At 36.7% G+C, this 14,709-nt stretch carries 14 protein-coding genes; 13 read left to right on the top strand and 1 reads right to left on the bottom strand.

Going from position 1 to position 14,709, the window contains the following annotated elements; all coding sequences use genetic code 11:
• The first annotated feature begins 80 nt into the window (after window positions 1-80).
• The 9 genes from IQI_RS10990 (at window position 81) to murC (ending at window position 10,898) form a co-directional block, all read left to right on the top strand.
• Window positions 81-704, top strand: a complete 624-nt coding sequence (locus IQI_RS10990; protein ID WP_082892669.1) for a class I SAM-dependent methyltransferase — start codon at window positions 81-83, stop codon at window positions 702-704.
• Window positions 705-875: 171 nt separating this feature from the next.
• A complete protein-coding gene (locus tag IQI_RS10985; RefSeq protein WP_064092680.1) occupies window positions 876-1,910 on the top strand; it encodes a PTS transporter subunit IIC in 1,035 nt (344 codons plus the stop codon).
• A gap of 1 nt (window position 1,911) precedes the next feature.
• Window positions 1,912-2,229, top strand: coding sequence for a thioredoxin family protein (locus tag IQI_RS10980; protein WP_064092679.1), 318 nt, complete (start codon window positions 1,912-1,914; stop codon window positions 2,227-2,229).
• A 258-nt stretch (window positions 2,230-2,487) separates the two neighbouring features.
• Window positions 2,488-3,282, top strand: coding sequence for a DUF1444 domain-containing protein (locus IQI_RS10975; RefSeq protein ID WP_064092678.1), 795 nt, complete (start codon window positions 2,488-2,490; stop codon window positions 3,280-3,282).
• Window positions 3,283-3,303: 21 nt separating this feature from the next.
• Window positions 3,304-3,909, top strand: a complete 606-nt coding sequence (gene ytpR, locus IQI_RS10970; protein ID WP_064092677.1) for a YtpR family tRNA-binding protein — start codon at window positions 3,304-3,306, stop codon at window positions 3,907-3,909.
• Window positions 3,910-4,570: 661 nt separating this feature from the next.
• The gene (locus IQI_RS20300; protein ID WP_231893411.1) at window positions 4,571-7,426 is read left to right on the top strand and encodes a DNA translocase FtsK; all 2,856 of its coding nucleotides are present in this window, start codon (window positions 4,571-4,573) and stop codon (window positions 7,424-7,426) included.
• A gap of 107 nt (window positions 7,427-7,533) precedes the next feature.
• Window positions 7,534-8,637, top strand: coding sequence for a nicotinate phosphoribosyltransferase (locus tag IQI_RS10960; RefSeq protein ID WP_064092676.1), 1,104 nt, complete (start codon window positions 7,534-7,536; stop codon window positions 8,635-8,637).
• An 8-nt stretch (window positions 8,638-8,645) separates the two neighbouring features.
• On the top strand, window positions 8,646-9,314 hold the full coding sequence (locus IQI_RS10955) for a hypothetical protein (RefSeq protein WP_064092675.1): 669 nt from the start codon (window positions 8,646-8,648) through the stop codon (window positions 9,312-9,314).
• Window positions 9,315-9,575: 261 nt separating this feature from the next.
• On the top strand, window positions 9,576-10,898 hold the full coding sequence (gene murC, locus IQI_RS10950; RefSeq protein WP_064092674.1) for a UDP-N-acetylmuramate--L-alanine ligase: 1,323 nt from the start codon (window positions 9,576-9,578) through the stop codon (window positions 10,896-10,898).
• Between the two features lie 93 nt (window positions 10,899-10,991).
• Here murC and IQI_RS10945 read toward each other — a convergent pair whose 3' ends face one another.
• Entirely contained in the window at window positions 10,992-12,107 is a 1,116-nt protein-coding gene (locus IQI_RS10945) for an aminopeptidase (RefSeq protein ID WP_064092673.1), read from the bottom strand.
• 208 nt (window positions 12,108-12,315) lie between these two features.
• Here IQI_RS10945 and IQI_RS10940 point away from each other — a divergent pair, with 208 nt between their 5' ends.
• The 4 genes from IQI_RS10940 to IQI_RS10925 all read left to right on the top strand — a co-directional run bounded on the left by IQI_RS10940 (window position 12,316) and on the right by IQI_RS10925 (window position 14,444).
• A complete protein-coding gene (locus IQI_RS10940; protein ID WP_064092672.1) occupies window positions 12,316-12,825 on the top strand; it encodes a DUF948 domain-containing protein in 510 nt (169 codons plus the stop codon).
• A gap of 17 nt (window positions 12,826-12,842) precedes the next feature.
• The gene (locus IQI_RS10935; protein WP_064092671.1) at window positions 12,843-13,325 is read left to right on the top strand and encodes a YtxH domain-containing protein; all 483 of its coding nucleotides are present in this window, start codon (window positions 12,843-12,845) and stop codon (window positions 13,323-13,325) included.
• Between the two features lie 93 nt (window positions 13,326-13,418).
• Window positions 13,419-13,730 carry a bacillithiol system redox-active protein YtxJ gene (gene ytxJ / locus IQI_RS10930; RefSeq protein ID WP_064092670.1) on the top strand — a complete coding sequence of 104 codons (312 nt, stop codon included), beginning with the start codon at window positions 13,419-13,421 and terminating at the stop codon, window positions 13,728-13,730.
• Window positions 13,731-13,886: 156 nt separating this feature from the next.
• On the top strand, window positions 13,887-14,444 hold the full coding sequence (locus IQI_RS10925) for a hypothetical protein (RefSeq protein ID WP_064092669.1): 558 nt from the start codon (window positions 13,887-13,889) through the stop codon (window positions 14,442-14,444).
• The last annotated feature ends 265 nt before the right edge of the window (window positions 14,445-14,709 follow it).

The following is a 14,709-nucleotide window of genomic DNA, read 5'->3' as shown; positions in this document are numbered from 1 at the left end:
CTACTATAAATGATATTACCTTGTTTAATAAGTGTACTGTACTATAATTTTTTTATCAGAACTATGAAGGGAGTTTTAATGTGGCGTTATTAAAAAGAATGAAAGAATTTGTTGATGTTCAATATCAGTCGCCAAAGGGTATATTGGGTTTTTATTTTGGGGAAAAAATGGTTTTACAACATCGATCAGAGACAAAATGGACAATCAACTTATTAAATTTAAAAAAGGAGGAAAGGGTATTAGAAATTGGATGTGGAGCTGGATATGCAATGAAGAATCTGCTTACTCAACCTAATGTTCAATATGTAGCAGGATTGGACATATCCAAATCCATTCTTCGTACAGCAAAAATAAGAAATAGACGGGCCATAAGTAAAGGTAATGCTGAATTAATTCAAGGTAACGTAAATGATATCCCTTTTGACAATAATTTGTTTACCAAAGTATTTAGTATACATTCTATCTATTTTTGGGACATTACCCCTGAAACTGTTTCTGAAATTTACAGGATTTTAAAAACAAACGGAACAGTAACTATAACTCTTTGTAATGGTAAGAATGGGGAAACATGGACTGGAGTACAAAACATGTTAGAAGAACAGCTAATTCCGCTCATGATACAAACAGGCTTCAAAGATGTAAAAATAGTAGAAGGGCCAAATTCGAGAAAATTCCATACTATAGCTGTTATGGGAGAAAAGTAAATATATAAGGATACCTTCATAATTTAATTCCAAAATAGCTAAGAATTTTAAACTGAAATTCGCATTCTGTATTACTGGAACTAGCAGTCAATGTTGAAAAAATAATAGACAAATACAACATCTGTCTTTACACTAGTAAAAGTAGAATTTCTCATTTTGGAGGGTATAAAATTGAAGGAATGGTTAAGAAGTAAAGGTGTTAAATTTACAGCTAAAGCGTATTTTATAGATGCATTAAGCTACATGGCATTAGGGCTATTCAGTTCACTCATCATTGGATTAATTATTAAAACGATGGGAGAGCAGATTCCTGGTTTACCTATGGTCCTTAAAACGTTTTTGATTGATATGGGTAGTCTAGCCATTAGTCTAATGGGACCCGCGATTGGAGTTGCCATTGCATTCGGGCTTGGAGCACCTCCCCTCGTCTTATTTGCTGCAGTAGTGACAGGAGCAGCCGGTGCTAGTTTAGGTGGTCCAGCCGGAGCTTATGTGGCGGCTGTAATTTCCACTGAGGTTGGAAAGCTAGTAAGTAAAACGACTAAAATTGATATTATTATTACTCCTTTTGTCACCATATTGGTTGGGTTTACCACAGCCTATTTTATAGGGCCAAGCATTGCTGATTTTATGAGTATGTTTGGCGGTTGGATTAGCTGGGCAACAGAACAGCGACCAATCACGATGGGGATTTTAGTAGCGGCACTAATGGGCTTAGCCCTAACTGCTCCTATTTCAAGTGCGGCTATCGCCCTGATGCTTGACTTAAATGGAGTGGCAGCAGGAGCGGCTACGATCGGCTGTGCTGCTCAAATGGTTGGGTTTGCTGTTATTAGTTACCGTGAAAATAAAGTTGGAGGATTATTAGCCCAAGGAGTAGGAACATCTATGCTACAAGTTCCTAATATTGTGCGGAATCCCCGTATACTGATTCCACCAACGATTGCAGGTATGATTTTAGCTCCAATTGGAACGACTATTTGGATTATGGAAAATAACGCTGCTGGAGCCGGTATGGGAACCAGTGGTTTTGTTGGGCAAATCATGACCTTTAAAACCATGGGATTCACCTGGGAAGTTACAATGAAGATTTTAGTATTGCATATTATTGGACCTGCATTTATTAGCCTGTTAATATCTGAATATATGCGTAAAATAGGTTGGATTAAACCAAACCAATTGACGATAGATACAGGAGGTAAATAAAATGCGAAAGCTTGATTCAGTAGAAGAATTCCATAAACTAAAGGAAAGTGGAAAACATGTTTTTATGTTTTCAGCGGATTGGTGTCCGGATTGTCGAGTAATCGAACCAATACTTCCAGAAATACAGGCTCAATATGAAGAGTACACGTTTCTTTATGTAGACAGAGATCAGTTTATTGATCTGTGCATTGAATTGGATATATTCGGTATCCCGAGCTTCCTTGCATATGAGGATGGACGTGAACTTGGTCGATTTGTCAGTAAAGACCGAAAAACAAAAGAAGACATTGAAATCTTTATGGATAACTTATCTAAATAGACAAGTAAAAGGGAAACCATTGAATGGGATCCCTTTTATTTTTGATTATTATTGGATCAATTTTACAAAAACAGTCATGTAAAAAATGTATGGGTATCTCCAATTGATCTTTTTCCTTAAAATATCAAGAGCTACCTTTTGTAATCTAGTGAAATTGATGTAAAATGTTATAAGTGAGCAGGGACTAAAATGGACTCATTTATGAATAGATGAATTTTTCAACAAGTAGATAAACTAAACATAGAAGGAGGGTTAGGCTTGGATATCAAAAAACTAAAAGGTATACTACAGGATCGATTATCAAATCCGAACCGCTCGATTACATATGATAGAGAAAAAGATTCATTACGATTTGAAAACAAAGAAACCAAAAAGGGAATCACAGTGTCACTTCCTCCTATTGTTTCTAAATGGAAGGAAAATAACAAATCCATCATTGATGAAGTTGTATATTATGTAGAAGAAGCCTTAAATGTAATGGGGACTGAAGCAAATGTAGAAAATAAAGAGAAGAAGGTATTTCCTGTCATTCGCTCAACCTCGTTTACAACAGAATCAAATGAAGGAGTATCCCTTGTGACCGATGACCACACTGCTGAAACTCGTATCTATTATGCTGTTGATTTAGGGACAACCTATCGCTTAATAGATGAGAAAATGCTCAAGACTGAGGGCTGGTCCCATGAGCAAATGAAAGAGACAGCATTATTTAATGTTAGAGGTTTGCCGACGAACATGAAAAAAGACGAGGTTGCAGGGAATATTTTTTATTTCTTAAACAATAATGACGGATACGATGCGAGTCGAATTCTCAACGATTCATTTTTAAAACAAATGAGTGAAGATGTTCAAGGGGAAATGACAGTAGCTGTACCTCACCAGGATGTATTAGTAATAGGTGATATTCGGAATGAAACGGGCTATGATGTGTTAGCGCAGTTAACGATGAGCTTTTTTACTACGGGTAATGTACCGATTACAGCACTTTCTTTCGTTTATGAAGAGGGAGAGCTAGAACCAATATTTATCTTAGGAAAAAACCGCAAAAAGTGAAAAGTGAAGGGAGAAGAAAAAATGAACGTATTTTATAACCTTGAGGGAATTGGCGATACCTTAATTATTACTTTAGAGCCTGGATTTGAAGGTGAAGTTGAGCATGAAAGAAGAGAAGACGCTGCTCGATTGTTTGATCCATCTACAGGAAAAACACTAGGCTATAATCTATTCCGTGCATCAAATTATTTAAAATTAAATGAAGTTGGTCAAGTTGAAATGAACGATGATAAACTGAGTGCAATCAATGAAGCGATTCAAAAGAATGGATTCACTGAAACACTTGAAGGGGATTTCACACCGAAATTTGTCGTTGGCTATGTATCAGAAAAAGAAAAGCATCCGAATGCAGATAAATTGAATATTTGTAAAGTGGATGTAGGAGAGGAAACTCTTCAAATCGTTTGTGGTGCTCCAAATGTTGACAAAGGTCAAAAAGTGGTAGTAGCAAAAGTAGGAGCAGTAATGCCAAGTGGAATGCTCATTAAGGATGCTGAACTTCGAGGAGTCCCATCATCAGGAATGATCTGCTCAGCTAAAGAATTAGACCTTCCAGATGCACCTCAAGAAAAAGGGATTCTTGTTCTGGATGATACATACACAGTAGGACAACCATTTACTTCTTAATAAAAGCTTGCTGTTGATTTTTATACTAAGTTGATTGAACAGGTATCAATTGCCCGTTTAACAAAGCTTAATAAAAAATACCTAGGTTTATTGAGCTTAGGTATTTTTTATTTAGGTTGATTTCGTAAACTTTGTTTCTTTTGAAAAAGTAAGTAGTGGTTGATTGCAGCGAGAATCAACTATCTAAGTTTGAGTGTCCTAATATAGCTTAATATAAATACCCTACATGTTTAGAAAACCGACTTTTTCAAGGTGTACAGTGATCAATTTTAGCTTATATAGTAGAAATACTTTTTCTTTCGATTAATTTTGTCACTATTAAGCTCTGTCACATATTCTCTTAAAGATGGAGAGGGGAACTGCGTAGACTCCTGCGGAAGTACAGGCGTGGCAAGACCCCGGAGGCTCGGCCGAACGTCCGCGGAAAGCGGAGCAGTTCTCCTCTCCATCCCGCACATACTGGATGACAGAGCAACGGGTAGTCTCCGTGTTTAAAAACAATCTTTGCGAAAAGAAACTTTTCAAAACGATAACAACTATGTTACACCCATTTTCTTTTCGACACATTTCTTTAACAATTCTCTAATTCTATCGAAATGACTCGAATTTTTCTCTTTAACTGATAAAATATAAAGTAAGTATTAAAGAAAGAGTGATTATTGTGAGTTGGATAAAAAAAATAATTGGTAAACTGTCAGATAAAGAAGAACAATATAATGAGTTTAATGAAGAGGATACCGAAACACTTCAACCTCAATCAGAAAAGAAGAAGCTTCCAAATAAAAGCGTCTATTCCAATCAATCTCGTGAAGTAGAAGCACGAATGACATATCAATACCCAAAGGGTAATTTTCGTTTTCCACTCATTTCAGATCAAGAAAGCAATGAACGCCCAAGAGCAAGCAGAGAACGAAAAAAGGCTGAAAATGAAAAATCAAAAACCGAAAAAGTAAATGTAGTAAAAGAACCCGTTAATGTAGAAAAGAAAAAACAAATAAAAACGCCGGTTGAAAAAGTGTCTGAAAGCACTCCTAAACTAAAACCTGCTGGAAAAAAAGTAGAAAAAGGAAACAATCGACCTTTTCGACCAACTGAAATTCCATCACCTATTTATGGATTTAAAAGCAGACCAGCGAAAAAAAATGTAGAGTTTGAGCTAAAAGAATTTTTACATAACGATGCCATCAAGCTTGAAGCTCTTGAAAAGGCAAATCCGTTGACTCCAAGTTTAACTTTTCAATCGGAATCAAAGGATGTACATGAAAATGTATCTGAAGAAATTCAAGATTTAAAGGGCTACTCGTTATCTCCGGATGAATCGGTTGATAAAGAGAAAGAACTTGAACCTTTTTCCACAGAAAAAACCAATGTAGACGTTTTTTATGAGACTTCAGAAGTTGAAATTCAAGAAAATACGACTCCTCAAAAGGAGGAACGTATTTCTCTTATTACTGAAACGGAAGAGCAAACAGAAGTAGATTCTGATGAACGTCATGTTGAAGAACCATCAACAATAAATGATCGTTCAATTAATTCAAACGAGGAAGTACTGACTGATAAAGAAGAACATACTGCTGAAATTCAAGAAAATGCGACTCCCCAAAAGGAGGAACGTATTTCTCTCATTACTGAAACGGAAGAGCTAACAGAAGTTGATTCTAAGGAACGAAATGTTGAAGAACCATCAGCAATAAAAGATCCTTCAATTAATTCAAATGAGGAAGTAATGACTGATAATGAGGAGCCGGCTGAAGCGATCGTTAAGGAAGAAGAACCTCCACGTCGTAAACGTTCCCATCTCCCATTTAATGTATTAATGCTGAAGCAGGATAAACGCCAAATGAATAATCGTCAAAAACCTTCTGGACCAACTTCGAATTCGACTAATAACACAAAGGTAAATGAAGGAAATCCTCCTACAACGGAATATTCGTCTGAAGGAAATAGAGAGACAAAAGATACCGCTGAAGAAAAATCAACTATTGTGGAACCGTCTTCAGAACCAAGCTCTTTTGAAAACAGAGAAGAAACGTCTTCTGCACATGAAGTGCAGGGAGAAGAAGCAGTTAAGAGCTACAGTGAATTAAGCTCTCATTCTAAAAGAACGAATGACTATGTCTTCCCTGAAATGGATTTTTTAATGCCTCCAGTATCCAAGAAAATGAGTGAAGAGTGGCTTGAGGCTCAGCGAAATCTTCTGAACGAGACTCTCCATAATTTCAACGTTAGGGCGAAAGTTGTGAATGTAACACAAGGACCATCTGTTACGAGATTCGAAGTTCAGCCTGAACCTGGAGTAAAAGTAAACAAAATAACCAATCTAGCAGATGATATCAAACTAAGCTTGGCTGCAAGAGACATTAGGATAGAAGCTCCGATTCCTGGTAAGCATACAATCGGAATCGAAGTGCCTAATCGGGAAAGTCGCCCGGTTTGCATTAGTGAAGTGATTGCGAGTCCCGCATTTCAAAATCCCGACTCGCCATTAACAGCAGCGTTAGGGCTAGATATTTCGGGACAACCGATTGTAACAGACTTAAGTAAAATGCCTCATGGTTTAATTGCTGGAGCGACGGGATCTGGTAAAAGTGTTTGCATCAACTCCATTCTGGTTAGTCTTTTATACAAAGCAACACCTGATGAATTAAAGATGCTACTCATAGATCCGAAAATGGTGGAATTAGCTCCATATAACCGTATTCCTCATCTGGTAAGCCCTGTTATTACAGATGTAAAAGCAGCGACAGCAGCATTAAAATGGGCTGTTGAGGAGATGGAGAGAAGATACGAGCTGTTTGCTCATACGGGCGTAAGGGATATTAAACGATTTAATGAATTAGCTAAGCGAAACAGACAGTTTAATGAAACACTACCTTACTTAGTCATTGTTATTGATGAATTAGCAGACTTAATGATGATGTCACCTGCTGATGTTGAGGAAGCCATTTGCCGTATTGCGCAAAAAGCACGTGCATGTGGAATCCACTTAATTATTGCAACGCAACGTCCGTCTGTGGATGTTATTACAGGTTTGATTAAAGCAAATGTTCCAACCAGAGTTGCATTTTCTGTATCTTCAAGTGTCGATTCACGAACAATCATAGACGGTAGTGGTGCTGAAAGGCTCTTAGGTAAAGGAGACATGCTGTTCTTAGAAAATGGTTCTTCAAAGCCGGTAAGACTGCAAGGAACATTTGTTTCAGATGATGAAATTGATGACATCATCAATCATGTTCGAGAACAAAGGGAACCTGAATATCTTTTCCAACAGGATGAGCTCATTAAAAAAGCACAGGTAACAGAGGAAGAGGATGAATTATTTTTAGAGGCATGTGAATTTGTTGTGGATCAAGGTGGAGCGTCAGCATCAAGTTTACAACGCAGATTTAGAATCGGTTACAACCGGGCAGCCCGATTGATGGAAATGATGGAGAACAATGGAATTATTTCTGAATCAAGAGGCAGTAAACCAAGGGATGTCCTGATTTCCGAAAGTGAGTTGGAGACTTTAGCGTAGACTAGTACAATCCTTTAATACATGGTATTCTGTTTATATATGTCCACATGGACTTGATAAGCAGAATACCTATTATTTTTGTAAAAAAGCCATAAGGAGCTTTAGTAATGAAAGAGATTGAATTAAAACTTCAAGGGAAACTTAAGAGATTAACCAATCATACATTTAAGTTTGACGAAAGAGTCAAAGAAGGCTGGTTTTCAGCTGTTTATTTTCTAAAGACAAAAGAAATTGCTAAAAAGTATAAACCCGATGCGGTTGTGACGATGCAGTTTTTTCAAAAGGATCATGCAGTGATTTGCGGAACAGATGAAGTGATTGCACTCCTTCAAACCTTTGCGGATAATCCAGAGGAGCTTGAAATCCATTCATTAAAAGATGGTGACCAAATCTCCCCTTTTGAAACCGTTCTAACCATAAAAGGTCGTTATCAAGACTTTGGCTATTTAGAAGGAATCATAGATGGAATTTTAGCCAGAAGAACTTCTGTGGCAACGAGTGTCTATAACGTGATGAAAGCGGCATCTGTTTCAGGTAAACAGAAACCAGTTATTTTTATGGGTGATCGTGATGATCACTTTACGCAACAAGCCGGTGATGGCTATGCAGCATTTATTGGTGGTTCAACTGCCCAGGCAACTCATGCAATGAATGAATGGTGGGGCAAGCAGGGGATGGGAACTATGCCTCATGCTCTTATTCAATTATTCAATGGAGATATTGTCGAAGCGACAAAAGCATATAAAGAAACATTTCCAGAAGATGAACTCATTGCTCTTGTTGATTACAATAATGATGTCATTACAGATTCATTAAAGGTTGCCAGAGAGTTTGGTTCAGAATTAAAAGGGGTAAGGGTAGATACATCAAGAATGATGATCGATAAATATTTTCTCCGTAATCAACATGTTCTCGGAACGTTTGATCCCCGTGGAGTCAATATGGAGTTAATAAATGCTTTAAGAGATGCATTAGACGAGGAAGGGTTTGAGCACGTGAAAATTGTTGTATCTGGCGGTTTTAAAGAAGATCGCATTCAGCAGTTTGAAGAAAACCAGGTTCCAGTTGATATGTATGGAGTGGGTAGTAGCCTGTTAAAAATCCACATCGGATTTACAGGAGATAACGTGGTCATTGATGGAGTTCACCAAGCGAAGGCTGGTAGAAAGCTTCGTCCGAATCCTCGACTGGAAAAAGTTGAATTTGAATAGGTGAGAGGATGCCAGAACAAAAAGAACTTTTAGATTTACTTCAATATAGGCAAAAGAAACAACAGATAGCAGAAGAACAGATAAAAGAGCTTTATGCGAATGCCTATGACTATGCTTTAAAGGAAACCAATATAAGAGAAAAAGTACGAGGGAAAATGATATTTTCAAAACGATTTCAATTGAAAGAGCCATCTCTAGTATCAGACAGAGCTGAGAAGTTATTTCTGCAATGGTTTCTCTTTGATTATAAAACAATTAAGGGACAAACATTGTTTTTTCAGTTTCTTCAATCTCAGCAACTGACGGAACCAACTAGGATGCTTGGAGTATTAGTGTTAACGGCGGCCTGGGAGCCCCTCATCTTGAAAAATTGGTCTGATGAAGAAGATTACACCATCTTGGAAGGTCTGAACATTATTCATAATAATGTAGAGCAAATGAAAATGGAACAATCAGGCTTTGAACAAAAAATGGAAAGAGAATCATTATATTTTGTGAGGAAAGTCCCCCTCGTCACTCACCAATGGGTTCTTGGTCCACTTTTTCACGTTGATTCAAGGAATACACTACCAAAGATGAAAGAACAGTATAGTCAAATGAATCAAAAAACTGGAGTTTTATGGAGAACATACCTCAAGGAAGAGGCACCAAATTTTATCCTTTCCAGTCATTTGTAATGTCTGCATGGTCAGGAATTTTAAAAAGTGATATAATGTTTCAAGTTGAAGGAAGTTACGTACTGTAAAAGAATGATTATGCCTTTATAAAAAAGTAAAAGCGTAACGCATTTTTAGCTTGAGGCTTGGTGGCACAAAAATGTGGTCAAAAGTATGTACCGCATTCGCCTGTATGCTTCTCTTTGTCCATTGCCATGTGATAGCAAAAAAAAATAAAATTCATATAATGCTTTTAGATAGACGATTGTTGGAGGTTCTATTATGACTATATATCATTTCGTAGGAATTAAGGGTTCGGGTATGAGTGCATTAGCACAAATTCTCCACGATATGGACTACGAGGTCCAGGGATCTGATGTAGACAAGTATTTCTTTACTCAGAAAGCTCTGGATGATTCAAATATAAAAATTCTTCCCTTTCAAAAAGAAAACATAGGTGGAGATATGCATGTGATTGCAGGAAATGCATTTCCTGATACACATGAGGAAATTCAAGCAGCTGTAGAACAAGGGTTACCCCTTACGAGATATCATAAATTTCTTGGAGACTTTATGCAGAAATTTACAAGTGTAGCGGTAACAGGTGCTCACGGAAAAACATCTACAACTGGATTGCTGGCACACGTCATTCGTGGTGCGAAACCAACATCCTATTTGATAGGTGATGGAACAGGTAAAGGTGAAGTTGATGCACAATACTTTGTATTTGAAGCTTGTGAGTATCGTAGACATTTCTTATCCTACTTTCCTGACTATGCCATCATGACTAATATCGACTTTGATCATCCTGATTATTTTGCCAACGTCGACGATGTATTTTCGGCTTTTCAAGAGATGGCTATGCAAGTGAAAAAAGGAATTATCGCTTGTGGTGACGATGAGCAATTACAAAAAATACAGGCTCAGGTTCCGGTAGTATTTTATGGATTCGCTGAAGAAAATGATTTTCAAGCACGAAATGTAACAAGAGACAGAAGTGGAACATTCTTTGACGTGTTTGTACGAAATGAGTTTTATGCATCCTTTAAAATTCCTACTTTTGGTGACCATAACATTTTAAATGCACTTTCAGTTATTGCCATTTGCCACTATGAAGAGCTTGATACAAGTATCGTTCAAGAACGTTTAAGTTCTTTTCAAGGGGTTAAACGTCGTTTCTCTGAAAAAGAAGTAGGTAGCCAAATCCTAATTGATGACTACGCTCATCATCCGACAGAAATTCGTGCAACGATTGATTCTGCAAGACAGAAATATCCTGAAAAAGAAATCATCGCTGTATTCCAACCCCATACTTTTACACGTACCCAAACGTTCCTTTCAGAATTTGCTGAAACGTTAAGCTTAGCGGATAAAGTGTATCTATGTGAGATCTTTGGTTCTGCGAGAGAAAATCACGGGAAACTTTCTATCAATGATCTTGGAAGTAAAATCGAAGGCTGCGAGATTATAGAGGAACAAGATACATCTGTTCTATTAAACCATGAAAACAGCGTTTTAATTTTCATGGGTGCAGGAGATGTACAGAAATTCCAACAAGCTTATGAAGAAAACTTGGAAAAACATTTACAGGATCTGAATGGTTAAATAAAAAACGGCTCTTTCATTAGAGCCGTTTTTTATATTAGCCTATAAAAAAATCACCCTAATGAACCTTCTCATTAGAGTGACTATCTTCATTTATTTCAAATTCTCTGGATTTAAAACATCGAGTTCAGACAGTACAAATCGACCGTCTTTTCGAATTAATACATCATCAAAGTATATTTCACCGCCGCCGTACTCAGGACGCTGAATCATAACCATATCCCAATGGATATTGGAATGGTTTCCGTTATATGCTTCTTCATAGCACTCACCAGGGGTGAAATGGAAGCTGCCATCAATCTTTTCGTCAAATAATATATCCTGCATTGGGTGTTGAATATAAGGGTTTACCCCAATAGCGAATTCCCCTACATATCTTGCTCCTTCATCTGTATCAAAAATTTTGTTAATTCTTTCACTATCATTTGCCGTTGCTTCAACAATTTTTCCTTCTTTGAATGTTAGTTTTACGTTTTCGAATGTAAAACCGTTATATGGTGAAGGAGTGTTGTAGGATATAGTTCCGTTCACAGAATCTTTTACAGGCGCACTATAGACCTCACCATCAGGAATGTTTAAGCGTCCTGCACATTTTACAGCTGGAATATCTTTTATCGAGAAAGTAAGGTCCGTCCCTTCACCTACTAAGCGGACTTTGTCTGTATTGTTCATAAGCTGTACTAAGTTATCCATCGCTTTGTCCATTTTACTGTAGTCTAGATTACAGACGTTGAAGTAGAAGTCCTCAAATCCTTCTGTGCTCATTTTTGCCAGTTGTGCCATTGAAGCGTTTGGATAACGAAGAACAACCCATTTCTTTTTAGGAACACGGATATCTCTATGTACTTTTTTCCCAATTGTGTTCCCGTGGATTTTCATTTTGTCATCAGGAACATCAGATTGCTCATTAATATTTTCACCTGAGCGCAATCCAATGTATGCATCCATTTGTTCCATTACATTCGCTTCGAAATCAGCAATCATATTGTATTGCTCTTCTTGTGCACCCATTAAAAGAGCACGGTCGACTGAGTGGTCTTTAATTGATACAAATGGATATCCACCTGCTGCATATGCTTCCTTCACAAGAGCGGTGACGAGTTCACGTTGCAATCCAAAGTTTTCAATTAAAACTTTCTCCCCTGGTTGTAATTGAACTGAGTATGTAATTAAATTTTTAGCTAATTTTTCAATACGTGGATCTTTCATTGTTCATTCCCCCTCATTAAGTTCCATTTTATTGTACCCTAAAACGGTATAGGATGATAAATAGAATTTTAGAAAAGAAAGTAATAATACTGTAACAGTAATTTTTTAAATTTAAGCAGGAATTAACTATGGAAAAGAAGAAATACTAATATAATGTTTATTTGTTTATAGGAAGGGTAAAGAATCTCTATACATGGAGGTGTGGCTTATGGAAATCATTCTTTATCTAAGTGTTGCTGTAATAGCAGTTGCCTTTTTTATTTTAGTACTAAGTGTAATGAAAACCTTGAAGTCTCTTGGAACTACACTGGATAGTGTTTCAACAACCTTAAATGGTTTAGAGGGACAGCTTCAGGGAGTAACAAAAGAGTCTACTGAATTACTACATAAAACAAACCTATTAGCTGAAGATATCCAAAGGAAATCTGAAGATTTAAACACTGTTGTTTATGCAGTAAAAGATGTAGGGCATTCAATTCAAAAACTCAATAATTCAGTCAAAAAAGTAAGTACTTCCATTTCAACAGAGCTTGAACGCAACCAAACGAAAATCTCTCAAGTAGTTCAGTGGGGGAATGCTTTCATTGAGTTGAAAGACAAATGGAAGCAAAAGAAAGATCAACCAAGTCAACATGATGTAACAATAAATAGTCAATCACCTAATGAAGCATATACTCAAGAAAAAAAGGTTAAAAGAGCAAGATCTTATAACAATTAAGAGAGGGGAAATTTTAGATGACAAATCAAAACCAGAACAACAATCAGAACCAAAACCAAAATAACGACAGTAACAACATTAACTCAAAGGATTTCATGATCGGAACTTTAATTGGAGGTTTTGTTGGTGCTGCCGCGGCACTTTTACTGGCTCCAAAATCAGGTAAAGACCTTCGAAATGATTTAAATGAACAAGCTGTCGTTTGGAAAGATAAGACGGGCCAATGGAAAGATACGGCTGTCGAAAAGAGCAACGAGTTAGCAGCAGTTGCAAAAGAAAAATCGTCTGCGATCTCAAAAACAGTTCAAGAACAATCAAATAATGTTGTAGGAAAAATTAAAACGTATCGTTCTAACTCTGATACAGAAGAAATGAATGAAGATCTACAAGATGCATCCGTTGGAGAAACTGCAGCAGTTCAACAAACAGAAGATGTGAATCAAAAGCTTGAAGATACAAAAAAAGCCTTTGATGAAACAGAAAAAACCTACAATCAATAAAATTGATTAGAACAACGGTGAAGTGATATGATTACTTCACCGTTTTTTTGTGAAAAAATGTTTATTTTACATTACGAAAGGAAGATCGAAACGATGAAAAAGATCGATACAGTTCAAGAATTTGAGCAATTATCAGAAACAAACCCTCGTTTTTTCTTTATGAAACACAGCTTAACATGCCCAATCAGCTCAAATGCCTTCAGTGAATATCAAGCTTTTTTAAATAGTAGTGAGGAAGAAGGATATTATTTAGCTGTTCAAGAATCGAGAGAGCTTTCAAATCATATTGTTGAAAAATATGGCATCAAACACGAATCCCCTCAGGCATTCTTATTTATTGAAGGTAAGCCTGGATGGAACGCTTCGCATTGGCACATTACTGAAAAAGAATTAAATAAATTATAAGAACCATTTGGAGAACCCTGAAATATCCAGGGTTCTCTTTTTATATTGTGCAGAGTCGTAATAAGCATTCGGTAAATAATGTATAGACGTTTATTTTTATAAATAAGGGGAATTTACCTAATAACAATATAAAAAATATATAGGAGGATTTATTTTATGACTCAGCCAGTATCTTATGGAAATCAATCAAATCAACGTACAGAATTACATGTAACACCTACGAACACAGCTCAGAATGAGAGCAGTAGTAAGTTATTAAAAGGAATGGTTGTCGGGGCTGTTGTTGGAGGAGCATTAGCGATGCTAGACAAAACGACTCGAAAAAAAGTTCAATCCACAACAAGCACCATGAAAGATTCGACTATGGATGTAGTTAATCAAGTGAAAGAAAATCCATCAGGTGTTATGAACGATTGGCAGGATCGAATCAAAACAGCTTCATCTGTTTTAAAGGAAGCCATTAATGACGCTCAAACTCTTTACGAAAAAGTAAATGAAGATGTTGTAGACCAAGTCAATCAAGTGAAGGAAGATTCATCTGAGATTATCTCTACAACCAAGGAAGCAGCAAGTGAACTAAAGGGAATTGGAGAGAAAGTCAAAGAGGCAAGTGAAGAGGTAACAGGAGACTCGACTACTTCTGAAACAAATAACAATCAATCTATTCATCCAACAAACCGCTCAAGCGATATCCCTGGTCAGGTTGGATCATAATATACTTTGTAAAAGGGTACCGAATCATTTTGATTTTGGTACCTTTTTTGTTTTCATGTTTTTAAAATAGAATCATTATCATTGTTCACAGTGAAACGGATAAAAGTGTTTTTGTGACGGGTAAATGCTAAATTCATACGGATAAACGAGTATTTCTCCCGGAAAAACTTAAAATGTTACGGGAAAATCAACCAAACGAACGGATAACGTATCGGAAGCTGATTCCGATCGTTCTAACCCTAAGAATAGAGACTTTGTCTGCAAA

Source organism: Rossellomorea aquimaris TF-12 (assembly GCF_001648555.1).
In the GTDB taxonomy this organism is placed as follows: domain Bacteria; phylum Bacillota; class Bacilli; order Bacillales; family Bacillaceae_B; genus Rossellomorea; species Rossellomorea aquimaris.
The sequence above is the reverse complement of the archived record's forward strand: the minus strand, read 5'-3'. Positions and strand labels throughout refer to the sequence as shown.

Excerpts from the sequence above, each read along its gene's own strand:
- IQI_RS10980 (WP_064092679.1), top strand. The coding sequence starts at position 1,912 with ATGCGAAAGCTTGATTCAGTAGAAGAATTCCATAAACTAAAGGAAAGT.
- ytpR (WP_064092677.1), top strand. The coding sequence starts at position 3,304 with ATGAACGTATTTTATAACCTTGAGGGAATTGGCGATACCTTAATTATT.
- IQI_RS10960 (WP_064092676.1), top strand. The coding sequence starts at position 7,534 with ATGAAAGAGATTGAATTAAAACTTCAAGGGAAACTTAAGAGATTAACC.
- IQI_RS10955 (WP_064092675.1), top strand. The coding sequence starts at position 8,646 with ATGCCAGAACAAAAAGAACTTTTAGATTTACTTCAATATAGGCAAAAG.
- murC (WP_064092674.1), top strand. The coding sequence starts at position 9,576 with ATGACTATATATCATTTCGTAGGAATTAAGGGTTCGGGTATGAGTGCA.
- IQI_RS10945 (WP_064092673.1), bottom strand. The coding sequence starts at position 12,107 with ATGAAAGATCCACGTATTGAAAAATTAGCTAAAAATTTAATTACATAC.
- IQI_RS10940 (WP_064092672.1), top strand. The coding sequence starts at position 12,316 with ATGGAAATCATTCTTTATCTAAGTGTTGCTGTAATAGCAGTTGCCTTT.
- IQI_RS10935 (WP_064092671.1), top strand. The coding sequence starts at position 12,843 with ATGACAAATCAAAACCAGAACAACAATCAGAACCAAAACCAAAATAAC.
- ytxJ (WP_064092670.1), top strand. The coding sequence starts at position 13,419 with ATGAAAAAGATCGATACAGTTCAAGAATTTGAGCAATTATCAGAAACA.
- IQI_RS10925 (WP_064092669.1), top strand. The coding sequence starts at position 13,887 with ATGACTCAGCCAGTATCTTATGGAAATCAATCAAATCAACGTACAGAA.